Annotated in this window: 15 protein-coding genes; 11 read left to right on the top strand and 4 right to left on the bottom strand. The window is 31.6% G+C overall.

Annotated elements, in window-relative coordinates:
- Window positions 1-92 precede the first annotated feature (92 nt).
- Genes GGR97_RS12380 through msrB form a run of 4 tightly spaced genes read right to left on the bottom strand, consistent with a single transcriptional unit; the run spans window position 93 to window position 2,898 of the window.
- Entirely contained in the window at window positions 93-1,634 is a 1,542-nt protein-coding gene (locus tag GGR97_RS12380) for a protein adenylyltransferase SelO (RefSeq protein WP_167898832.1), read from the bottom strand.
- Between the two features lie 11 nt (window positions 1,635-1,645).
- On the bottom strand, window positions 1,646-1,915 hold the full coding sequence (locus tag GGR97_RS12375; RefSeq protein WP_167898831.1) for a GNAT family N-acetyltransferase: 270 nt from the start codon (window positions 1,913-1,915) through the stop codon (window positions 1,646-1,648).
- A 4-nt stretch (window positions 1,916-1,919) separates the two neighbouring features.
- Window positions 1,920-2,456, bottom strand: coding sequence for a peptide-methionine (S)-S-oxide reductase MsrA (gene msrA / locus GGR97_RS12370; RefSeq protein ID WP_167898830.1), 537 nt, complete (start codon window positions 2,454-2,456; stop codon window positions 1,920-1,922).
- Window position 2,457: 1 nt separating this feature from the next.
- Window positions 2,458-2,898, bottom strand: a complete 441-nt coding sequence (msrB, locus tag GGR97_RS12365) for a peptide-methionine (R)-S-oxide reductase MsrB (RefSeq protein ID WP_167898829.1) — start codon at window positions 2,896-2,898, stop codon at window positions 2,458-2,460.
- A 226-nt stretch (window positions 2,899-3,124) separates the two neighbouring features.
- Between msrB and GGR97_RS12360 the strand changes: the two genes are divergently transcribed.
- The 11 genes from GGR97_RS12360 to GGR97_RS12310 all read left to right on the top strand — a co-directional run bounded on the left by GGR97_RS12360 (window position 3,125) and on the right by GGR97_RS12310 (window position 25,679).
- Window positions 3,125-3,802: a hypothetical protein gene (locus tag GGR97_RS12360; protein WP_167898828.1), complete on the top strand. Its 678-nt coding sequence runs from the start codon at window positions 3,125-3,127 to the stop codon at window positions 3,800-3,802.
- 274 nt (window positions 3,803-4,076) lie between these two features.
- On the top strand, window positions 4,077-5,636 hold the full coding sequence (locus tag GGR97_RS12355) for a sulfatase (RefSeq protein ID WP_245229501.1): 1,560 nt from the start codon (window positions 4,077-4,079) through the stop codon (window positions 5,634-5,636).
- A gap of 54 nt (window positions 5,637-5,690) precedes the next feature.
- On the top strand, window positions 5,691-7,619 hold the full coding sequence (locus GGR97_RS12350; RefSeq protein ID WP_167898827.1) for an FAD-dependent oxidoreductase: 1,929 nt from the start codon (window positions 5,691-5,693) through the stop codon (window positions 7,617-7,619).
- Window positions 7,620-7,651: 32 nt separating this feature from the next.
- Entirely contained in the window at window positions 7,652-9,067 is a 1,416-nt protein-coding gene (locus tag GGR97_RS12345; RefSeq protein ID WP_167898826.1) for a carbon starvation CstA family protein, read from the top strand.
- Between the two features lie 28 nt (window positions 9,068-9,095).
- Window positions 9,096-10,601, top strand: a complete 1,506-nt coding sequence (locus GGR97_RS12340; protein ID WP_167898825.1) for a sulfatase — start codon at window positions 9,096-9,098, stop codon at window positions 10,599-10,601.
- A 776-nt stretch (window positions 10,602-11,377) separates the two neighbouring features.
- Window positions 11,378-14,482 carry a SusC/RagA family TonB-linked outer membrane protein gene (locus GGR97_RS12335; RefSeq protein WP_167898824.1) on the top strand — a complete coding sequence of 1,035 codons (3,105 nt, stop codon included), beginning with the start codon at window positions 11,378-11,380 and terminating at the stop codon, window positions 14,480-14,482.
- Between the two features lie 12 nt (window positions 14,483-14,494).
- Complete coding sequence (locus GGR97_RS12330) at window positions 14,495-16,300, top strand: RagB/SusD family nutrient uptake outer membrane protein (RefSeq protein WP_167898823.1); 1,806 nt, start codon at window positions 14,495-14,497, stop codon at window positions 16,298-16,300.
- A 16-nt stretch (window positions 16,301-16,316) separates the two neighbouring features.
- On the top strand, window positions 16,317-17,969 hold the full coding sequence (locus GGR97_RS12325) for a hypothetical protein (RefSeq protein ID WP_167898822.1): 1,653 nt from the start codon (window positions 16,317-16,319) through the stop codon (window positions 17,967-17,969).
- Window positions 17,970-18,129: 160 nt separating this feature from the next.
- On the top strand, window positions 18,130-22,230 hold the full coding sequence (locus GGR97_RS12320; RefSeq protein WP_167898821.1) for a hybrid sensor histidine kinase/response regulator transcription factor: 4,101 nt from the start codon (window positions 18,130-18,132) through the stop codon (window positions 22,228-22,230).
- A 229-nt stretch (window positions 22,231-22,459) separates the two neighbouring features.
- Window positions 22,460-23,986: a sulfatase-like hydrolase/transferase gene (locus tag GGR97_RS12315; RefSeq protein ID WP_167898820.1), complete on the top strand. Its 1,527-nt coding sequence runs from the start codon at window positions 22,460-22,462 to the stop codon at window positions 23,984-23,986.
- A 13-nt stretch (window positions 23,987-23,999) separates the two neighbouring features.
- Complete coding sequence (locus GGR97_RS12310; RefSeq protein WP_167898819.1) at window positions 24,000-25,679, top strand: glycoside hydrolase family protein; 1,680 nt, start codon at window positions 24,000-24,002, stop codon at window positions 25,677-25,679.
- Window positions 25,680-25,685: the final 6 nt, after the last annotated feature.

Below are 25,685 nucleotides of genomic sequence, written 5' to 3'. Positions count from 1 at the left end.
TTTTGAGAGAAAGTATTGGTTTTATAGGGGGAACATATGTTTATTTACAACATATGTTCCCCTTAATAGTTGTTTTGTGGTATGAGTGTTTTTTAACTACTACAACTTAACATAGAACAGCCTACTTTCTTTTTAGCCCAATCGGGTCTTTTGGCAAACCATTTTTGATATTCGGGTTGCTCATCGTAAGGATTCTGAACCAATTGATAGAATTCTTCTATCAACGAATAATCTTTATTTTCGGCAGCTTCAATGGCTAGCTGAGACATGTAATTACGCAACACGTATTTTGGATTGACAGCATTCATTTTAGCAATTCTATCTTCTTTAGATAGTGTTTCAGAGCTTAATCTTGTTGTGTATTGATCAAACCAAACTTGCCATTCTGTTAAAGTTTCTCCTTTTAATTGTTCTGGAATGTAAAAGGCTTCTAAACAATCTTCAATTTTAGTAGCTGTAGCTAATAATCTATAGAAAATAGTCATGTCTGTTTCTATCAATTTTAGATTGGTTTCTAAGGATTGAATTAAAATATAGTCTTGCTTGTTTGGCGTTTGAATTCCAATTTTAGCACACATCATTGCTAAGTTTTGAGCTTCGAACTGAGTTTTGTAACTATTTAACGCTTCTTCTAGCGGAGCAGCATCTTCGGTAAGCGTATAAAAGGTATTAGCTAACTGATACAAATTCCATAAACCAATATTGGCTTGTTGTCCGTATCGGTATCTTCTGTTTTGGCTATCGGTAATATTTGGAGTCCAATCTGGATCAAAATTATCTAACCATCCGTAAGGACCGTAGTCAATAGTTAAACCTAGTATAGACATGTTATCGGTATTCATAACTCCATGTACAAAACCAACACGTTGCCAGTGTACGATCATTTTTACCGTTGCATTTACAATTTCTTGAAATAGCTTTGCATAATCTTCTTTATTGTTTTCTTCCAAATGCGGAAAATGATGACGTATGGTATAATTCATCAAAGCGGCTAGGGTTGTTTTGTCATTTCTAGAAGCAAAAATTTGAAAACTTCCAAAACGAATAAAACTTTCTGCCACTCTTCCTACAATTGCTCCAGGTTCGTAGGCAGGATTTCCGTTGTACAAAACATCTCTTAACACATCATCACCAGAAAGGGATAAGGATAAAGAACGTGTTGTGGGAACTCCTAAATGATACATAGCTTCTGCACATAAATATTCTCTAATAGAAGAACGCAATACAGCCAATCCATCAGCCGTTCTAGAGTAAGGAGTTTTTCCTGCTCCTTTTAATTGTAAGGTATAAGATGCATCGGTTTTTACTTGAAACAAATTAATCGCTCTACCATCACCCAATTGTCCTGCCCAGTTTCCAAATTGATGCCCTCCATAGCACATAGCATAAGGAGTGGTGTTAGGATAAACGTTGTTTCCTGTTACAATATTTAAAAAGTCTTTACTTTCTAGATCATTCTGAGTAAAACCTAATTTTTGGGCAACCTCTGTATTTACATGTAGTAATTGGGGGGCTTTTGTCTGTATGGGGCTTGCTAAAGAAAAACAAGCGTTTTCTACCTGTCTAGTAAAATTTTCGGTGTTGCTATCTGCAGGTAATTCAGAAGTAAAGGTGTCTTGAATGTTTAATTTCATAGGGTAGATGGTTAGGAAATAATGTTTTTCCATTTTTCGCTACGCTGTGCTATGGCTTTTACATAGCTACAAACCGCAACAGCTTTGTATCCTTCTTCGGTTAGTTTTTCAAAAGTTTGAGTCACCAACTTTTTTCCAACACCTTGTCCTCTTAAGCTATTAGGAACTTCGGAGTGGGTAAGGTACATAAGATTGTTTTTTATCATATATTCCACTTTAGCTATTTGATCATCAATAGTTAAAATGTATCTGTTTTTGTCTTTTTGATGTTCTATTTCCAAAATCTTATTTTTTTAATTTTGCTTGATGCAATTCTCTTAGTTTATGGAGTTTAGGACCTACAACCATGGCACAATAACCTTGTTCTGGATTTTGTTTGTAATAGCCTTGATGATAGTCTTCTGCATCAAAATAATTAATTAGAGGACTCACTTCTGTGACTATAGGATCTTCAAAGTATTGTTGAAATTCGTTAATAACTCCTTCTGCAATTTCTTTTTGCGTATTGTTGTGATAAAAAATAACAGAACGATATTGAGTACCTCTATCAGCACCTTGTCTGTTTAATGTAGTAGGATCGTGGGCTGTAAAAAATAATAACAATAGTTCTTCAAAAGAAATAAGATCAGCATCGTACGATACACGAATAACTTCTGCATGTCCTGTTAAGCCTGAACAGATTTCTCTATAAGTTGGAGTTCCAGGAACAGTACCTCCGCTGTAACCAGATACGGCTTTTAAAACTCCTTTTACTTCGTTAAAAAAAGCTTCTACACACCAAAAACATCCGGCACCTAATGTTGCTTGTTCTATGTTTTTCATTTTATTTTTTTACTAATGATTCTGAATTTACACAATAACGCAAACCACTTGGTTCTGGACCATCAGGAAAAATATGACCCAAATGGCTATCGCAATTGTTACATTGTATTTCTACACGTATCATGCCATGTGTACTATCTTTAATATATTTAATGGCATTGTCTTTTACCGGTTGTGTAAAACTTGGCCAACCCGTTCCCGATTCAAATTTAATGCTAGAGTCAAATAACTCATTTCCGCAACAAATACAGCTGTACAAACCAGCATCGTGACTACTACAGTAAGCTCCTGTATGGGGCATTTCTGTACCCGACATTCTAGTAATCCTAAATTGTGCAGGTGTTAATAACGCTTTCCATTCAGCTTCTGTTTTTTCCACTCTAACATCTGGAGTAGGATTTCCGTTAACTGAATAATGAATAATATCTTTCCAAGTAAGCATATAGGTTGTTTTTTAATCTATTTAGTAACAAAAGTAGCGAAAAGCTTACAGCTAGCTGTTTTGTTTGAAGATTTTAGTTATTACAGGTTATTTTAATAGTAAAACTCAGGCTGTCTTTAAGTTTCATGCTTAGAAATACATCAAAAAAACTGACAAGAACATTTTGTTGTGTGTTGAAAATTAAGTTTGATGTATAATAATATTAATTCATTTAAACTTTTTAATTATGAGAACAAAATTACTTAAAACTTTAGCATTTATATTTGGTACTTTCTTTAGTCTACAGATGTCTGCACAGACAACAGTTAACTTAAGTACCGACTTTTGGACTGTTTCCGAAGGTTCTTTAACAAACTCAGGAAATCCGGCTGAATTAAGCTATAATGTTACAGGAAATGATGGGCAACCTGTATTAACGAATTCTCAAACCTACGATGGTACCTTAGCTTCAAATAGGTATTTAACAATTGTGTTTACTAACAATACAAGTGCTACAAGTCTTAGAACAAATGTTGGATCAACAAAATTGTTTGAAACTATTGAAGCTTCCTTAGGTACTCAACAAACAAAAGAATTTGATTTGTCTGCAGCAACAGAATGGAATTCTACTACAGCTCAATTTGTAATACAACCTAGAGAAGCTAAAAATACATTAACAGGTACTACTTTTCAAATTCATAGTATTGTTCTAAGCAGTAGTCCTACATTAAGTAGTAAAAACAATAAAATAGAAGGAGCATCTGTAGTTGTGAATAATGGTTCTGTTTCTGTTAAAGGAGCTAACTTAGAAGCAGTGTATGCAGTTACAGGTCAAATTGTAGAAAACACTAATTTGTCTTCAGGAGTATATATTGTTGTGATTTCTAAAAATGGAATTACTAGCTCTGTAAAAGTAGTTTTATAATGTAAACGGATACAGCTTTTTATGAAAGTTGTTTTAGGTTAAATTGTTTAAAAAGGTTGCCTCTAAATAGAGGTAACCTTTTTTGTGTTAAATTAATGAAATGTAATTGTTTAGAGTAAATAGTATAAAATATCTAAGCAATAAGGTTAAAACATGATAAATTGTTACGAAAAACACTTAGAAAGACATTGATTTTACCTCTAAGAACTTCTTTTTAGACTTTGAAATATAGATTTGTGAAGTAAATAAGATTAACTAAAGAATAGATTGACACATGAGTTTTAAAAACTTAAAATTAAAAAGTAAAGGATTGATAGGTTTACTTTTTTTAATGGTATTAGGAACATTGGAATCAAATGCTACATTAAATAGTAAGCCACCCAAAAAGACAAATATTGTATTTGTTTTGGTAGATGATTTAGGATATGCAGATGTTGGTTTTAATGGTTCCAATTATTTTGAAACTCCTACTTTGGATGCTTTGGCAAAAGAGAGTTTGGTGTTAGATAATGCGTACATGTATCCAACATGTTCTCCTTCTAGAACTGCTATTTTTACTGGACAACAATCTTTTAGAACAGGAGTATATACCGTTCCTGTTTTAGAAAGAGGTACGGCAGAAGAGAATATTTTTTCTAGATGGACGGTAGGAAAACAGTTTCCTATATATGCAGAACCTTTGGCAAAAGAAGGATACAAGTCTATTCATATTGGAAAATGGCATATTGTAGGACCTTATCCAGAAAAGGAATTAGCAATGGATTGGCCTATTCAACAAAAATTATCACAACCAGATCCTGCAGATTTTAGTTGGGCTACAAAACACAAAACTCCAGAAATTCAACAATATTACCCAGAAGGTAGAGGGTTTATTAAAAATGTTGGAGGAACTTATAGAGGAGATCCTGCTTTGGAAGCAGGAGGATATCACAGTAAAGGTGGAGGGTATTTTGCACCTTTTCAAAATCCATTTATAGAGCAAAAGCCAACAGATGAATGGTTAACAGATAGATTAACCGATGAGGCTATCGAATTTATGGATCTTCATAAAGAGGAACCTTTTTTAATTAACCTAGATTACTATGCTGTTCACAAACCTATTAGAGCTAGAAGCAAAGAATTGTATGATAAATACTATCAAAAACAAGATACAGTTTTAGGTCAAGGAGTTTTAGGAAAAGGAAAAGCAGGAGCTAAAAGAAAAATAGAACATACGGGTTATGCCACTATGGTAGAATCTGTAGATGATAACATGAAAAGAATTCTAGACTTTTTAGATAAAAATAACTTAAGAGAAAACACTTTAATCATTGTTACTTCTGATAATGGATACAACGGAGGACAAAGTGCCAATAATTTGTTAAGAGGTGCTAAAGGTCATATTTACGAAGGAGGTTTAAAAGTACCGATGTTAATTAATTGGCCAGGAAAAGTAAAACCTAGAAGAAGCAATGCAGCAGTGTCTTGTTTAGATGTTTTTCCTACACTAATGGATGCAGCTAATATTAATCATAAAGGAATTTTAGATGGTGATTCTATGTTAGACTTGGCTAAAAAAGATACTAGAAAGTTTAAGAAAAGACCTTTGTTTTGGCACGTGGCAAGTATTTATCATCAAGGAACTTGTTCTATTATTAGAAAAAACAATTATAAGTTAATCCAGTTTTTAGCAGATGGAAAAGTTGAATTATACAATTTAGAAAAAGACCCTAAAGAGGCTATAAATTTATCAGAACAAGAAACAGAGTTAACTAAAGAGTTATTAGAAGAATTGGTAGAATGGAGAAAAGAAAATAAAGTACCTCTACCTCCAAATTCAATTTTAGAAGTATAAAACAACAATAAGTATAAAAAATAAAACCTATTAAGGTAGCTAAAAAATAATTTTATGAAACGTAGAAAGTTTTTTGAAACAGGTATTAAAGGAGCAGTTGCAGCAAGTTTATTTCCATTTATGGGAGATATTCATGCGCAAACATCAACAGGAAATAACAAAGATTTATTTTTAGGAAATGAGAAAGGCAAAGGCCTAAAAACGGATCCTATAAGAAAAAAAGTTTTAGAAGTTGATGTAGCTGTTATTGGTGGTGGAATGTCTGGGATTTCTGCAGCTGTATCTGCAGCAAGAAACGGAGCTAAAGTAGTTTTAGTTCAAGATAGACCTGTGTTAGGAGGAAATGCTTCTAGTGAAATGAGAGTTACTGTAAACGGAGTTCAATCCTTAAACAACAAACATAAAGTAGAACGAGAAACAGGAATTGTAGAAGAGTTATTAATAGAAAATTGGCATCACAATCCACAAGAATCTTATCCTGTTTGGGATCATGTTTTGTACAATTATGTGGTCAAAGAAAAAAACTTAACGCTATTATTAAATACAACAGCTACAGATGTATTTATGGATGGTAATGAGATACAATCAGTTGTTTGTAGACAATTAACAACCGAAACAGATTTTACAATTAAAGCACATTCTTTTTGTGACTGTTCTGGTGATGGATTGATGGCTGCTATGGCAGGAGCTGAGTTTAGAATGGGTCGTGAAGGTAAGGCTGAATTTAATGAAAAATATGCTCCAGACCAACCAGATGGTTGGGTCATGGGAGATTGTTTTATGATGATTACCAAAGACATGGGAAGGCCTGTTCCTTTTTATGCACCAGATTATGCCATTCCTTTTAATGCCGAAAAAGCTTTTAAAGATAAGCACAGAAGAGTAAAGCAAGTTAAAGAAGGTTTTTGGTGGGTAGAAATGAGTAGTGATGTTGATATTATAGGAGAAAGAGATGAAATCCGTCACAAATTAATGGCACATTTTTATGGAGTTTGGGATCATATAAAAAATTCTGGAGATTTTCCAGAAGCAGAAAATATTGCCTTGGATTGGGTAGGTTCTATTCCTGGTAGAAGAGAGTCTCGTAGATTTATGGGAGATTATATTTTAACAGAAACAGATTTGCTTGAAACAAAGCACTTTGACGATGCTGTTGCTTTTGGAGGTTGGAGTTTAGATGAACACTGCCCTGGAGGAATAGAAAATTTAGACGAGCCAGCTAGTTATTTTCACTCCCGCTTTAAAGAAGTGTATCAAGTACCCTTTAGATGTTTGTATTCAAAAAACATATCCAATTTATTGTTTGCTGGTAGAAATGTAAGTGTTACACACATTGCGTTATCATCTACTAGAATTATTGGTACCTGTTCTATGATGGGGCAAGCGGTTGGAACGGCTGCAGCTATGTGTGCTCAAAAAAAGGTAACTCCAAGAAAGTTATATCAAAAAAGCATGAATGAGTTGCAGGAGCAATTGTTAAGAGATGATTCTTATTTTCCTAACAGACCTGCTAACGATCCTAATGATAAAGCTAAAAAAGCAGCTGTAATTTTTGCTTCATCAACTTCTTCAGGAGATGCTAAATTGTTGTTAGATGGTGTTTCTAGAGATGAAGTAGATAAAGTTCATCACTGGCAATCAGAAGGATTAAATGCAACGTTACAGTTGGAATGGATAAAACCACAAAAACTAACAAGTGTAGAACTTAAGTTTGATACCAATTTGCAACGTAAAATGATGATGCATAAAAACCCGGCTAAAAACGAAGGGCAAGTCACTGCTATTCCACCAGAATTAATCAAAACCTTTAATGTAGAAGCAAGAATAAACGGAAACTGGGTAGAAATAGGAAAAGTAACTTACAACAAAACAAGGTTGGTTAAGGTTAATTTTGATGAGATTAAAACAACTACTGTACGTTTAAATTTAAAAGAAACACATGGGGCTCCAAATGTAAAAATGTTTGAAGTACGTTGTTACTAAGTTATTTAAAAAAGAGATAAACACAAAAAGAAATGATCACATTTTTAATTAGCATAGTTGTTTTAATAGGAGGGTATTTTATTTATGGTACGTACATAGAGAAAAAGTTTGGTGTTGATGTAAATAGAAAAACTCCAGCCATTACCAAGCAAGATGGAGTAGACTATGTGCCTCTAAAACTGAGTAAAATATTTTTAATTCAGTTTTTAAACATTGCCGGACTAGGACCTATTTTTGGAGCCATAGCAGGTGCTTTGTGGGGACCTGTAGCTTTTCTTTGGATTGTGTTTGGATGTATTTTTGGAGGAGCTGTTCACGATTATTTTTCAGGAATGCTTTCCATAAGACATGGTGGTGCTAGTATTCCAGAAATATCAGGAAAGTATTTAGGAAATGGGGTTAAGCAGTTTATGAGAATTTTTGCAGTGGTTCTATTAATTCTAGTAGGAGTTGTATTTGTAAAAGGACCTGCGACCATACTACAAGAATTAACAGGTATAAGTGGTTCTATTCTTGTGATTCTAATTTTTGTGTACTATTTACTAGCTACGATGATTCCCATAGATAAACTGATCGGAAAAATATATCCACTATTTGGAATGTCTTTATTAGTAATGGCCTTAGGATTGTTTATTACTTTGTTGTATCAAGATTATACCATTCCAGAATTAACAATGGATACGTTGTATAATATGCATAGTTCTCCGGATAAATTTCCAATTTTTCCTATGTTATTTATCACAATAGCTTGTGGAGCCATTTCAGGATTTCATGCCACACAATCTCCCTTAATGGCACGTTGTATTTCTAACGAAGCACACGGAAAAAAAATATTTTTTGGAGCCATGATTACGGAGGGAATTGTTGCTTTAATATGGGCAGCTGTTGCAATGGCTTTCTTTGGAGGAGTTCGTGAATTAGGAGAAACTATGGCTCAAGAAGGACACAATGCAGCATGGGTCGTAAATATTATTTGCAATACCATGTTGGGAAAAATAGGAGGTATCCTTGCTATTTTTGGAGTAGTTGCTGCTCCAATTACATCGGGGGATACAGCTTTTAGAAGTGCCAGATTAACCATTGCAGATTCTTTTAACATCAATCAAGAAAAATTAAGCAAACGATTGATGGTTACCTTGCCTATCTTTTTAATAGCTATTGGTTTAACACAGGTAAATTTTGCCATTATATGGCGATATTTTGGGTGGTCTAATCAGGTAATTGCAACAATAGTATTGTGGACGGTTGCTGTTTATTTAAAACAACAAAGTAAATCAACTTGGTTTGTTCTAATTCCATCAGCATTTATGACAGCAGTTGTAGTTACCTATATTTTAGTAGCTCCAGAAGGTTTTCAATTACCTTATACAATTTCCTATTCCATAGGAATTGTAACCGCATTTATTTTGTCTGTGTGGTTTTTGTCATCCAAAAGAAATAACGAATAATTTATATAAATAACACAAAATAAGAAAAATGAGAATTCTATTAATTTTAGTATGCTGTTTAAGTATACAAATCTTTGCTCAGACAAAAAAGCAACCCAACGTTCTGTTTATTGCTATAGATGATATCAACGACTGGGTAAGTCCTTTAGACGGGAACAAACAAGCTATAACTCCCAATATGGATAAATTTGCACAGCAGGGAGCTATGGTATTTAAAAATGCGGTAACAGCAGCACCCATTTGTGGTCCTTCTCGTTCAGCAATGCTATCTGGTTTTTTACCTAGTACTTCTGGAGTTTATGGAAATGCCCAAAATATGATTTATACAGATGTAGTTAAAAAAAATGCAACCTTACCCGAATATTTTTCTAAAAACGGATACCACACTTTGTCTAATGGTAAAATTTTTCACAAACATGCAGCCGCTGGAGGTGTAGATTTTGGACATTGGGCTTTTGATGAATTTGCTAGAGGGAGAAGATATAATAATGATGTTGCCGATAAAAAGTATGTAACATCTTCTAAAGCCGGAATTATTAATGGAAAAAAAGATCCAAGTTTTCAGAGCAAAAAATCTAAATTAAGCTGGGGGCCAACAGTTGATACTTTTGAAGAAACCGTAGATTATGCGGTGGCAGATTGGGCAAAAAATCAACTACAAAGAGATTTTGACAAACCCTTTTTTATGGGGGTTGGTTTTATAAAGCCACATTTACCTTGGTATGTACCCAAAGAGTTTTTTGACATGTACGATATTGATAAAATCAAAGCTCCTATTGTTAATGAACACGATTTAGAGGATATTTTAAAAACAAATGGAAAACCAGAATTTGAACCCAGTGGTGAATATAAATGGATTAAAAAACACGGTTTAGAAAAAGAAGCTGCTAGAGCTTATTTGGCAAACATTAGTTATGTAGATAAATGTTTAGGAATTGTGATGGATGCTTTGGAAAAAAGTGGGCATGCCGATAATACTATTGTTGTTATTTGGGGAGATCACGGATGGCATTTAGGAGAAAAACTACGATATTTAAAAAATACTTTATGGTCTGAGGCTGTAAAACCTCCTTTGTTTGTAAGACTACCAGGAATGAAAAAAACGATGTATTGTGAACAACCGGTAAGTTTGTTAGATATTTATCCAACTTTGGTAAACCTTTGTAAGTTGCCTAAAAAGCCAAATATAGAAGGGCATGATTTTACCACCTTATTAAAAGATCCAAAAGCAAAATGGCAATATCCTGGTATTACTGTTTCTAACAGTGGAACTTCTGTTATGACAAAAGACTGGCATTACATTCAAAACCTTTCAGGTACAGAAGAGTTGTATGATGTACATAAAGATCAAATGGAGTGGACTAACTTAATTCACAACAAAGACTATAGTTCTATTGTAAAAGAGTTGAAAAAATGGGTTCCAAAAACAAGACAAACTCCTAAAAAAGAACATTACGATAAGCCCCCTAAATATGTGGATGCAGATGCAGATCCAACCATAAAACCAAGTAGAAATTTAGAAACGTTAGAATAATAACATAATTATAATGAATGTAATAGTAAAGTTAATCAAAGTTTTAAGGCATGTTAACTATTGCATTGTGTAAAACAAGGAATGAAAGCAATACAACCTAATATTATGTAGTTAATGGCTTTGGATGTAGGTGCTTAAAAAATGAGCGATCTAGATGAGAAAGCTCATAAGAAAGCAAAAAAAAGAATAAGTATTTTACGACTTAAGTGTTTTAAAAACCCCTCAAGATTTTATAAATCTTGAGGGGTTTTTATTTTAGGGACTGTTTATATAACAAACAATTTAAAATCATTTAATAAAAAATAGAATAGTGATAAATCTCTATTTTTAGTGGTTAAATCAATAGAAATTGACAGTTGTGTACTCTTAGAAACATGATTAAATCTAAAAAAAACATGTTTTTTTAGGAATAATTTAAAATTTGAGCATAATTAAAAAATAAAACTATGTTCAATGCTAAAGGTTTAAAATCAATTTTACATTCCTATCAACAATTACATTTCCAATAAACACTTCAGCACTGTTTAAACTAAAAAACACAAATTTATTTTAATAGCAGTGTTGCTAAGATGTTTCTCTGTTTGTATTGCAATACAAAGGAATTGCTGTTACTCTAAATTCTAAAAATATAATAGTTAAAAAATAGAATTATCAAGGAAAATATAATCAGAGATCTATGTACTTAAAATTTAAATAATAATGAATATGTGAAAATTGTAAAATTAGAAACGAAAGTTTATAAATAAGTAAAAACCAAATTAACTAAACTAATCTAAATGAATTTAAAAAATCAAAAAAACTGGAGAACTGTATTTGTTTTATGTTGTTGCTTTTTAATGTGCTTTACGATTGAAGTACAGGCACAAAAAAAAATAAAAGTGAGGGGTGTTGTAACAAGTATCGAAGATGGAGAGCCAATACCGGGCTTATCTGTTGTAGTAAAAGAAACCGGAAAAGCTACTGTGACAGATTTTGATGGTAATTATACTATTAAAGCTAAAATTGGAGAAACATTAAATTTTTCTTACATAGGTATGGAAGAAAAAGCAATTAAAGTTCGTCAAGAAAACTTAAATGTTAGAATGTCTTCTAGTCTAGAAAATTTAGAAGAGGTAATCGTAATTGGATACGGTACTCAAAAGAAAAAAGAACTTACCGGGGCAGTAAATAGGCTTAATGCCGATAAAATTAACAACACCATTACACCCGATTTATCTGTAGCATTACAAGGTCAGGTTGCAGGGGTTGCCATTACACCTTCTAGTGAACCAGGAGAGGCCGCTACGATATTAATTAGAGGTTTGGCTTCTGCAGAGGGAGACAATACGCCTTTGTATGTTGTAGATGGAGTTCCACAGTTTGGAGATCCACAAATTAGTCCGAATGATATAGAATCTATTGATATTTTAAAAGATGCTGCATCTGCTTCTATTTATGGATCAAGAGGAGCTGCAGGAGTTATATTAATTACGACCAAACAAGCAAAGGAAGGAACGTTAAAAGTTTCGTTAAATGCTACTAGAGGAGTTAATAAAATTACCTCAGGTATTGCATATATGGATGCCCCAGAAACGCTTTACTTTCTTTCGGAATATCAATCAGACAATTTTAATTATTACGAAAGATCAAGTCTTTTAAATAATACGAATATTGTAGATGTTGTAGAAAATGATTTGGCACCATCAACCACACTTTCTTTAGGAATTTCTGGTGGTACTAAAGAATTATCATACAATATAACAGGAGGGTATTTAGATCAAGAATCTAACATAATCAATTCTAATTTTAAAAGATATAATGTAAGAGCAAATGCAAAATTAACCAAAGGTCATTTTTCATTTACTCCAGGGATGTCTATACAATACGAAAAAGGTATTTCTGCTAGTACATCCATTTTTAGAGATGCTTTAGCCTACAGTGCTTTATCTCCAGCAATTGTTCCTGGTCAGTTTGAAGTAATTACAAGTAATGATAACGGAGCTTTTTTAAAAAATGTATTTAGTCTTTTGTCTGGATTAAATAGTATTTCGGAAAGAGAAAGAAACAGAAGTTCTTTTAACATGCGTAGTCAATATAATATTACAGATGATTTGTCATTTGTATCAAATTTTGGATATACAGAAGATATTTTAAAAGTAGAAAATTACAATCCAAGAGTTCAGGTTTTTACAATTAATGATTTAGGAAATTTAGAAGATGCTGGTGAAACTAGAGGTAGAGGTAGTTTGCAATATACCAATACAAAAAAATCTAAATTATTGTTAGATGGTGGATTGAATTACAACAAAAAATTTGGAGACCACAGAATTCAAGGATTGGCATTAATGTCTATAGAAGAAGACAATGCAGAAGCTATTAGAGTAAGTAGATCTGAATTTAACATTACTACGGACGGAAGGAAGCCTTTAATTTCAGAAGGTGCAGGAAATCCGTCAGTAACAGCAGGGGCAGGTACAGCGGCTTCAAACAACTACAAGTATAGAACAGTAGGTATTATAGGACGATTACTTTATGATTATAAAGGAAAGTATTTGGTAAATGTAAGTGTACGTAGAGATGGTTCTTCTAAATTTTTTGAAGGAAATAGATGGGAAACTTTTCCATCAGTATCTGTAGGTTGGAACGTGTCTGATGAGAATTTTTGGCAGCCAATAAACGCTGTTGTTAATAATTTTAAAATTAGAGTAAGTCAAGGAACTACAGGTAGCGATAGAATTAGACCAGATAGTGTATATTCATTGGTTACTTATGGTAGTGATTATGCAGATAGTAATGGAAATCGTTATCAGGGAGGAACTTTAAGAACACATGCAAACCCAGCTTCTAGATGGGAAACGACTAAGCAGTTAAATATAGGTACCGATTTAAGTTTCTTTAAGAACAAAATAACCTTTACTACAGACTATTATGTAACTACAAAAACAGATATGTTGTTTCCATTACAAACACCACCATCTATTGGAGGAGGATCATCAACAGGTAGAAATCAACTAAACTTTAATGTTGGAGATATGGAAAATAGAGGAGTAGAATATGCAGTAACTTATAGAGATCAAATCAAAGATTTTAAATGGAATTTAAGTGGAACATTTTCTAAAAACAGGAATAAAGTAGTATTTATATCTGATGGCTTAGAAACCATTACTAGATCTCAAGGGGTTATTAACGGAGATAGTTCTAATTATTCTACCATATCTGTTGGTAAAGAAGTAAATGCTTTTTTCTTACACAAAACAGATGGAGTTATTAAAACACAAGAAGAATTAGAAAATTATAGAAGTAAAGTGTCTTCTATAGATGGATTTGTACCCGAATTAGGAGATTTAAAATTTAGAGATGCTAATAATGATGGAATTATAAATGATAGTGATAGAGAGTATGCAGGGAGTCCACAACCAGATTATGAAATAGGATTAAGAAGTGTTTTTGATTATAAAAACTTTGATTTAACCATGCAATGGCATGCTGTTGTAGGAACAGAAGTGATTAATGGAACTAAATTAGGTGCTTATAGAAACCAAAGACATAAAGATTTAGTCTATATGTGGACCCCTACAAATACAAATTCTAATATTCCTAGATATGTAAGTGATAAAACAGGACATCCCAACCAGAGAGGAAATACAGATTTTTGGTTGGAAGATGGAAGCTTTGTTAGATTAAACAATATTACACTAGGATATTCTTTACCAGACAAAACGATCAAAGCCATTGGAGTAAATAGATTCCGTTGTTTTGTTACAGCTCAAAATCCTTTAATTTTTACAGGTTATACAGGTTACAATCCACAAATATCAGGAAGTGTATCTAGGGCTGGTGTAGATGAAGGTAGAAAACCTGTAAGTTCTCTATATTCTGTAGGGGTAAATATTAATTTTTAAAATTTAGAAGTGATGAAAAAACTTATAAAATATACCTATTTAAGCCTATTAGTAACTATTATATATTCTTGTGATGATTATATAGACATAGCTCCACATACAGGTGATACGATTGAAGATTTTTCTAACAGAGGATTAGAAAGTACAGAACAAGCTTTAGTTGCTACGTATTCATCTTTAATAGATGCTTCTTTATACGATGTAGATACAGAGGCATTTAGATCGGATATAGCTTATCCAGGTAGACGAGATGAAGATCAAAATCCAAATGGTTTTCCTTGGTACAATAAACAATTTTCAGAAACTACACCAATTGTAGAATCTAAATGGAAATTGTTATATGATGCCATTTTAAGAGCCAATATTGTAATGGAGTCTTTAAATAATATAAAGCCTAAACTAGACAAAGAAGCTGTAGTGTTTGATTTAGCTAGGTGGAAATCTCAAATGGCACAAGCTCGCTTTTTAAGAGGCTTGTTTTACTTCTATTTGCACTCTAGTTATAATAATGGTAGTGTGGTTATAAGAGATAAATCTCCTAAAGGATTTCCAGATTATGCAGTGCCTTTATCATCATCAGCAGATGTAATAGCATTTTATACAGCAGATTTAGAATATGCTAAAGAAAATTTAGCAACTACCAGAGGTGCCAATAAAGCAATACCTACCAAAGGAACAGTGTTAACCATCTTAGGAATGTCTAATTTGTACGAAGCAGTTGTAGAAGGGAGTATTAAAGATATATCCAAAATTGATGCTGCTATTGAAAATTTTGAAAGTGTTATTAATGATTTTGATTATGAACTAGAAAGAGATTTTGATTTGTTGTTTACCACGGCAGGTGAGTTTAATAAAGAATCTATATTAGAAGTATCTTATACTACTGATGGTTTATCTGATGATGGAAGTTCAGGTGTTTTTAAGTTGATAAACAGTTGGGCTACCAAAGCAAATGCAGATGGTAATAGTAATTATACACCCGCATATTGGATGATAGATGAGTATAGTAAAGAACCCGTAGATCCATTAAATCCGATTAATGAAACAGAAGATGAAGAAGGAAATGTCTTTAATCGTACCACATCTTGGAGAGCATCTACGATGATTGCTTTGGCTCAAGATTCAATTTCTAGTTTTTATGGAGGAGCCAAACCAATTTTTACATTGGCAACTAATCAAACAAAAGAATTCTATTCAGTATTTAAGAAATATACAAATCACGATATTTTAACAAGTGAAAATGACCTGCCTTCAGGTAAGTTTAATTCAGGAAAAAATGTAATTGTAAACAGATTGTCTGAGGTTCATTTAATGCTAGCTGAATGCTATATCTATAAAAATCAAATAGACAAAGCCTTGTTGCATATTAATAAGATTAGAGAAAGATGGGGATTGGTATTGTATGGTGCTCCAGCAGAATTTAGTGATGGAATGCATACTTATGACAATCAAACTTATGATGCTGCAAGTTTAATGGACAAGTTAATGTATATAGATAAACCTTTAGAAACTTGTTTAGAAGGACACTCTGTTAGGTCTATAGATTTACGTAGATGGGGAATTACTCAACAAAGATTTCAAGATTTATCAACTAGAGTTTATGGTACCAAAGAGATTGTTTACACAGGAAAAAATATAGAAGGAGTAGTTGATACTGTAGAAGCAGCAATGATTATTTCTGATGCTGATGCAGATTTTGATCCTTTAACAGAACTAGATGATGAATATACAGAAGCAGCAGCCAATTACAGTAAAAAAGCTCATGCTTATTTACCAATTCCATTAAACGAAAAAACAACAAATGGAGCTGTTAACTAACCAAAATATACGAACAATGAAACTATTAAAATATATAATAACATTAATTGTGTTTATGGCAATAGGTGTTGGATGTCAAAAAGAAGAAGAATTAACACAACCTAATGATTTTAAAGGCGTAAAGTGGGTGTTATCGGATATAGAACAAACAAGGGAAAGAAATATTAGTATTAATGATTACATTTCTTTTGTCGATTTTTCTATTGAACCTTTATCGCATGAATGGAAAATACAAGAAGAAGGTACTGTATTCTTAAAGTCTAAGTTTAGTATAGAGGCCGAAGATTATAGCAAATTTATAGATAAAGAGTTAGGGACTAAAAACACGAACTACAAAGCCAATGTTCTATTTACAAAACCTGGAATACATCAAGTAAAATTAATCAATACATTTGATCGTTTTGTTAAAAATGTATTTAATACACCCGCAGTTTTTTCGGTAGAAAAAAATGGAAGTTGGCTGTACGAAGACACCTTTAAAATAGATGTTTATCAGGATATAAAACCACAAGCAGCTATTGTTTATAATGAGGTAGAAACAGATTTATCTACAATATCTATTTCTGATGAAAGTACTTGGCCAACTATAGAGGTAGAAGCAGGAGAGCCTGTTACTTTTAAAGACATTTCTATAGGTAGACCCACAAAATCTATTTGGGAGCTTACGGGTGCAAGTCCCTCAACAGTTCAAGAAAAAGAAGCAATTGTAAGTTTTGCAGAAATTGAAAGTTTTTCGGGATTTAAATTAAAAATAGAAAGAGATCTTACAGGCTTGTTAGAAGTAAGTGATAGCATTATGGTTCCTGCAAAAATTAATGTAATTACACCAACCAAACCATTAGCGATTAATACAGCTATTAATATTGATGCTTCTTCTATTATAGAATTTGGATTAAATGGAAAAATAGAGAATGAGAATTTTACTGCAACAATAGCAAATTTTACAGTTTCGTTAAATAACAGTGCTAAGGGAGTTCATAGAGATATGGTTATTGCTGCTGCAAAGTTATCTAAAGAAGGAACAGGAATTGTTCTTGAATTAGGAGAGCCTATATACGCGGATGATGTTATTACTATTTCTTACAATCCTGGAGCTGATGAATCTATTATAACAGACGTTTATGGAAGAACCTTAAAAGCTTTTAGCAATTTAAGTACAGTTAAAAAGACTTTAAGTTACAGTAACGAAGTGTTTAGTTTTGAAAATCCAAGCGCATGGACCATACCAAATAAAAGTAAATTTTTTGTAGGTTTTGAAGAAACAGATTTAGGACAAAGTTTAAGATTTGAATCTAATGATGTAGGTGGAGGAAAAGGAAAAACTTTTTCTGCAATTAGTGATAAAATTCTGTCTGAATTTGATGTTCCAGGAACAGAGTTTCCTGTATATAAAGTAAGTTTTAAAATAAAGTTAGAGAAAAATAGTTTAGGAGAAGATACTACCATAAAAAGTGTTAATTTAAAGCTTGGAAAACTTACTGTAGAATTTGACGATGTATTTGGTTTGTCTACAGGAGAATGGCATACCATTTCTTGGGTAAATGATAAAGCATTCCCAGTATTATCATCCACTACAGGATTTACGTTTGAAATTCTTAAAAAATCATCATCAAATGATGCACTGTTCTTTGTAGATGATGTAAATATAGAGTGGCTAGATAGACCCTAGTAATTTTATATAGATAGTATAACCTCATTCAATTTTATTTGGATGAGGTTATACTTTTTAAAACTCATTTATTATTGGTTTCAAAAATTTTAATGAGTTTGTTTTTGTTATTTTAGTTTACAAGCTTATCATAAGTAATATTTAACTCTATTTAAAACATATGTTAAAATATATATACCTTTTCTTTTTTTTAAGTTCTTTTTATTCTACAAATGCGCAAGAAAATATCTTTTACAATCATAAAAAGCTATCAATTTCCAATGGGTTGTCTCACAATGGAGTTACCTCTATATTAGAAGATTCTAAAGGCTTTATGTGGTTTGGTACTTATTCGGGTATTAATAGATATGATGGGTATAAAATAAAAACATATAAAAACACTAATAAAAAAGTAATTCTAAGTAGCAATAGAGTTCGTTCATTAGCCGAAGATAAAAATGGAACTATTTGGATAGGTACAGACAGGGGAGTTACTGTGTACCAAAGCGCTTCTCAGAAATTTATTAAATTAAAAAATGTTGTAGAAAATTCTTACAGAGAAAAAGTAGTTAAAAAAATTATCATTAGTAAAAGTGATCATTTAATTTATGCTGTTTTGGAGAATAAAGGAATTCAAATTTTCTCAGATGATTATCAGTACTTAGGAGAATATAGTATCAATAGAGCTCTTAACATAAATGAAACTATAAAAGTTAATGATGCAATTCAATTAAACAAATCTTATATTTTAATTGCTACAAATATTGGCTTACTTACCTTTAATTTAAAAACAAAACAATACCAACATCATCTAAAAAAACAGTTAAGAGTAACTTATTCTTTATTAAAAATAGATGATGAAAACTTGTTGGCAGCAAACTATAGTGGTATTCATTTACTGTCGATAGATACATTTGGTGAATTGATCTCTTTTACTAATAAAAAAACGTATTTAAAAGAGGCTAGGTTTACTAAAATGAATATGGATACTGAGGGAAGTTTATGGCTAGGTACCCAACGATCTGGATTAATTTACATAAAAAACACGGATGCTTTTTTTAAAGGAAACACCTACAAAATAGAAAAATTTAATACAGCTAAAAGCGTATTAACTTCTAGTGATATTTTAGCTACCTCTCAGAATAGTTGTTGGTATGCTACTTTTAATTCGGGAGTTTATAAATTTAATACCAAAGAAAATGTTTTTGTAAAATGTAATATGGGTAAAAAGGAAAATAAGGTTTACAATATAGAAGAAATAGATAGTTCTAAAATATTTGTATCTAGAGGTTTTAATGATGTTGCTATATATAACTTAGCAACAAGAGATTTTAAAAATTTACCCTTAAAGGAATTAAAAAATTCAGATTATATATATAAAGATTCTAAGGGAGATTATTGGGTAAACAGCCGAAAGGATAATTTTTTTAGATTATCTTCTAAAACATTAGAAAAAGAAATAATTAAGTTAAATGAAGAAGATGCTTCTAAGGGAATATATAAAATACGTTGTATTACCGAAGAAACCAACCAGATACGTAAAATATGGATTGGATCTTTTGGTGGACTTTATAGAATAACTATAGATGAAAACAATAATATTTTAAAGTCAGAATCACTAAATAATCACTTATTCTTTACCAAGAAAAAAATATCAGGAATTAGAGGTATTTACCCAGATCCTATCAACAATTTTATGTGGGTGGCCACTGATCACAAAGGACTGTATAGAATTAAAAAAAGAAACGCTATTTCTTTACAAAACGTAGAAGTAGAACAATTTATTCCAAATGAAGATGATGAGTTTTCGTTACCAAGTTACTTTGTAACTGCTGTTTTACGTTTGCCTAATAATCAATTATGGATAGGAACAGAAGGAGGTGGGGTGTGTAGAATAGATAATAGTGAAGGGTATCCCAAATTTATTCCTTTTACAGAAGAAAATGGATTGTCTAATAATGTGGTAAAAAGCATACTAAATCATGGGGATTCTAACTTATGGGCTGCCACAAACATTGGATTAAACAAAATAAATACAAATACACTAAAAGTAACCAAGTATGGTAAATCAGACGGATTGCCTTTTGAAGACTTTTACTATGGTTCTAAAAAATTAAAAAACGGAAATTTTGTATTAACAGGACAAAAAGGTTTGTGTTATTTTAATCCAAAAGATGTATTAGAAAAAGAGAGTATTCCTAAAATTGAATTTGAGAATTTTAAAATTTTTAATAAAGAAATTAGTGTTGGTGATACCATTGCAAATAGAGTTATTTTTCCAATATCTATAGGGCAAATAAAAGAGATAAACTTAAAACATAATGAAAATGTTTTTTCTTTAGATATTGTTAGTTTGCACTATTCAAATCCAGAAAATCACTTAATAAAATACAAATTAAAACCTATAAATAAAGAATGGGTTGAGGTTGCATCCGATAAAAATACAATTACATATAGTGGTTTACAACCAGGAGAATATCAATTAAATGTAGCTACTTCTAATTCTTTAGGAGAGTGGGGAACTCCAAAAATAATTAAAATTACCATCCATCCACCCATTTGGAAAACTCCTTGGGCTTACGGAATTTATGTAATGTTACTAATTGCAATTGGATATTTAATTAATAGAACTGTTCTAAAAATATATATATTAAACCATAAAATAGAAATAGAACAATTAGAAAAAGACAATGAAAAAGATGTAAACGAAGCTAAGCTGAGGTTTTTTGCAAATATTTCTCATGAAATTAAAACTCCGCTAACCTTAATATCTAGCCCTATTCACAATTTGTATGAAAGGTTTAAAGGCAACCCAGACATTGGAGAAAAATTAAGCATTGTATTACGTCAGTCTAAAAAAATACACGAACTCTTAGAACAAGTACAAGATTTTAGAAGATCAGATGCTAATATGTTAAAAATGACTTATGAACGATTTGAGTTTAACTCGTTTATAAACGAAGTAGTAAATGATTTTATGTACATAGCTTACAGTGATAAAAAGGAACTAAAATTAATTGTTGATGAAAGCCCTATTATTGTATCTGCAGACAAAAATAAATTGGAAAAAATAGTTAATAACTTATTAAATAATGCTTTTAAATATACCAGTCAAAACGATCAGATAAAAGTTTCTTACCATTGCGATGAAAAAGATTTAATCCTCACTTTTGAAGATAGTGGAAGAGGAATTGATCCTATAGACCTAGCACATGTGTTTGAAAGATTTTATCAATCTCACTTACCCAACAACGAACATATTGGGGGATCTGGTATTGGTTTGGCATTTTCTAAAAGATTAGTAGAAATGCATTATGGATATATTAATGTAGAAAGTGAACTAGGAAAAGGATCTAAGTTTATTGTAAAACTTCCAATCGTAAAAGAGCAAGAAGAAGGAGATGTTTTATTGACAGAAGAAATAGTTTTACCTAAAGAAAAAGAAGTTTCTGTACAAAATATTATGAATAATGAGGAATGGTCTAAAATAGAAGTATCTCCAGAATTTAAAGATTCTCTTGTTTTTTATGCAGAGGATAATGATGAAATGAGAAATTACATTACACGATTTTTATCTCAATTTTTTAAAGTTAAAAGTTTTAGAAACGGTAAAGAATGTTACGATGCTTTTGACGAAGAATGGCCAGATTTGGTAATTAGTGATGTACAAATGCCAGAAATGAATGGATTGGATTTGTGTATAAAAATCAAATCAGATTTAAAAACAAGTCATATTCCAATTGTATTGCTAACGGCATTAACAAACCTAACAGATCATTTACAAGGTATTAGAGATGGAGCCGATGCTTATATTAAAAAACCATTTAATTTAGAGCAATTAACCACTACATTACAAGCTTTATTAAACAATAGAAAACAATTAAGAGAACGGTTTAAAATTGGTATTCCACTAACCAAAGACAATAAAAACAGTAGAAATGATAATGCCTTTTTAGAAAAGTTTTATAGCGTAATTGATGAAAACTTAGACAATAAAGATTTTGATTTAAAAGACTTAGCTTCAGATTTGTGTTTAAGTAAGTCTGCTTTTTATCAAAAAGTAAAAACATTAACCAATCAAACTCCTTTAGAGTTAATTATTAATTATCGTTTAAAAAGAGCTAGCGAACTTTTAACGCAAGAAAAACTATCGGTAACAGAGGTGTTTTTTATGACTGGTTTTAAAAGTAGAACTCATTTTTCTACAAAGTTTAAAGAAAAATACAATGTTTCTCCTAGTAAATATGCTCAAAAAGTAGAAGAAGAAAATAAGCTATCATAAAAAACATAGTTATCAATGTTCAAACGTCTACAAGCCTTTATTTGTTGGCGTTTGTGTTTTTTATAATTGAAACGCTTATTTGTTAGTAATAAAGAATATATATGTGTTTTTTATTGGTAAATAATTAAATTAAAGACTCTAAAGTACATTAAATCTACCAATGCATACATTTTTATTGTTGTTCATATATAATTTAGCCTTGTAACTGAATAATAAATAATTAGATAAAATGAAGTGTTTTTTAATAATAGGAACTATTATATCAAGCTTAAATTTTACAGCTTGTCGTAAGATAGATAGTTCACCAAGTAAACCCAATATCATTTTAATTTATGCAGATGATTTAGGAAGAGGTTTGTTAGGTACCTATGGACAAAAAATTATCAAAACTCCAAATATTGATAAGCTGGCAAATCAAGGAATTAGATTTGAGAATGCATATGGATGTCATTATTGTGCACCTGCTCGTGCAAGTTTATTAACAGGTAAACACGATGTTCGTCCTAATCAATGGAAAATTACAAAGGGGGGGATATATAAGAATTTAGGTAATGGAATGACATTTCAGCAAATTAAAGATTCTATTCAAAAAACAGCGATGCCTGCAAAGCCTAACGAAGTTTTTTTAGGACAAGTAGCAAAACAAGCTGGATATACTACTGCTGAATTTGGAAAACTAGAATGGGGGTTTGCAACAACTCCTAAAAGAATGGAAAGACATGGCTGGGATTATCATTTTGGCTATTACGATCATCAACGTTGTCATGGTTTTTATCCTCCGTTTTTATTTGAGAATGGACAAAAAATAGACATTCCAGGCAATACACATGCAGATTGTGCTAAAACAAATGATGTTGAGAGTCTAGAAGGTTATCAAAAAAGATGGGATATGACGGGTAAAACATTTTATTCAGAAGATCTTATTATGGATAAGTTGTTAGGTTATATAGACCATTATCACACCTCAAAAATAGAAAAGCCTTTCTTTTTGTATTTTCCAACACAATTACCGCACGGACCCATTGCTATTCCAGAGGTTCATCCAGACTTTAAACACGATGATCGTTTGACAGAATTTGAAAAAGAATATGCTTCAATGGTTAAAATGTTAGATACAGATGTAGGTAGAATTGTATCAAAATTAGATTCTTTACAGTTATTAGAAAACACCATTATTGTATTTACATCAGACAATGGACATGAGGTGTATACACAGCAAAAAGATAGAACGAGCAAGAATATAGATTTAACAACACAAAAAAAATATGACAATGTAAAAAGTAGATTTTTAAGTGAGTTAGGGAATGATGTTTTTGATGGGAACGATGGTATGTCTGGTTTAAAACGATCCAACTGGGAAGGAGGAGTTCGTGTTCCTTTGTTTTGGTATTGGAAAGGAAAAATTCCAGAAGGAACTGTTTCAGAACAACGTGTGTCTAACTACGATTTTTTAAACACTTTGGCAGAAATTACAGGACAACAAGAAATAGAAGGTAAAGATGGAATTTCTTACGCAAAAACTTTATTTGGAGGACAAGCAAAAGAAAGACCTTATACTGTGTTTAATTCAAAAATAGGTCCAGCCTTGGTTACTAATGATGGTTGGAAAATACGATATTTTGTTAAAAAAAATATTTTCGAATTGTACTTTCTACCTGAAGATTATAAAGAAATAAAGAATCTTATAAATCAATATCCAGAAAGAGCAGCAATCTTAAAAAAACAATTATTAGCAGAATATAAAGGTGAAAAATAAAATAAATAGAACAATGAAAAATAAAATTTACCTAATAATAGTTGCATTTTTTTTTATAAATGGAACTCAGGCTCAAATAGAATATAGACCACTACCAGCCGAATGGGATCAATTGGTTATGGGGGGAAATTTTATGGATAGAATTTTACCAATGCCTGATGGAAAATTAACAAAAAAAGTATGGGGAGATAAGGCCGTAATACCCCGTTATGTAGATAATGGAATTGAAGATGATCAAATATCTTATTGGGGAGGAAATATTTTAAAAGGAAAAGATAGAAAATTTCATTTTTTCCTTTGTGGGTGGAATGAAAATACTCCTGATGGACATATGGGATATAAGACACATTCAAGAATGTTTCATGCAGTAGCCACAAACTCAATAGGTCCTTTTAAGGTTACACAAGAATTAGGAGAAGGGCACAATACAGAAATATTTCAATTAAAAGATGGTCGATATGTGATATACCACATTACAGGACACGACGTAGAAAAAGATTGTAATTATTTAATTTCAGATGATTTAAATGGGCCTTGGAAAAAACATACTTTTTCTATGGATAATAGAGATAGAGTTTTACGTTTAGGAGGAGGGAATTGGTTTCATAATTTAAGTTTTACAAAGCGAGAAGACGGTTCTGTATTAATGCTGAGCAGACAAGGTTCCATTTGGGTAAGTCAAACAGGAATCAGTCCCTATCATTTAATTACTACAAAATCAATTTATCCCATGGTTTCTGGTAAGTACGAAGATCCTGTGATATGGAAAGATCATATTCAATACCATGCAATTGTGAACGATTGGATTGGAAGAACAGCATTTTATATGCGATCTAAAGATGGTATAAATTGGATTACAGAAGAAGGTAGGGCTTATGCTCCTGGAGTTGCTGTTCATAAAGATGGTACTAAAGAAGGTTGGTATAAGTTTGAGCGTATCCGTATGTTTCAAGATGAATATGGAAGAGCAATTCAAGCTAACTTTGCTGTAATTGATTATGATAAGCATGGAGACTTACCAAACGATAACCATAGTTCTAAAAATATAAGCTTGCCTTTAAACCCTGGAATGTTGCTTACGATAGAGAATAAAACTCCTTTTGAATATAAAACAAAGGAAATTAAAGTTAGAATTAAAGCAGAAAAAAACTTTAACCCTATTAAAGAAGTAGATGTAACATCACTTCGCTTTGGGGCTTCATCAGAAGTAAATTATGGGAGAGGTGCTAAAGCAATAAAGAGTATTGTGGACGGTAAAGACTTAATAATAGTTTTTGAAGCCAAAGATCACTGCATTAGTGATGATGTATTTGCACCTAAGATGTTAGGAAAAAACAAAACAGGAGATATGTTGTTTGGTTATGCACGTATACCTTGGCTAGCGTATATAACTCCAATTTTATCTGCAAGAAAACCTATTTATAAGGATGGGAAATTAACGGTTGTTGTAGAAAACCATGGTCAAGTAAGCTCTAAACAAACTCTTCTAACAATTAATGGATATGATGAAAAAGGAGTTTTAAAAGAATTAACAAGTCAATTTGTTCCTAAAATTAAACCTTACGGAAAAACTGAGCTTATTGTAGCATTTAATAAAGAACTAATAAAAGACAAAGATTATCCTATTGAAATTAAAATTTTATCGAGAAATATAAAACCAGTTGCTTTTAAGACTAGTATAACTAAAAATTAATACAAA

This window comes from Wenyingzhuangia aestuarii (genome assembly GCF_011927765.1).
GTDB lineage: Bacteria > Bacteroidota > Bacteroidia > Flavobacteriales > Flavobacteriaceae > Wenyingzhuangia > Wenyingzhuangia aestuarii.
The sequence above is the reverse complement of the archived record's forward strand: the minus strand, read 5'-3'. Positions and strand labels throughout refer to the sequence as shown.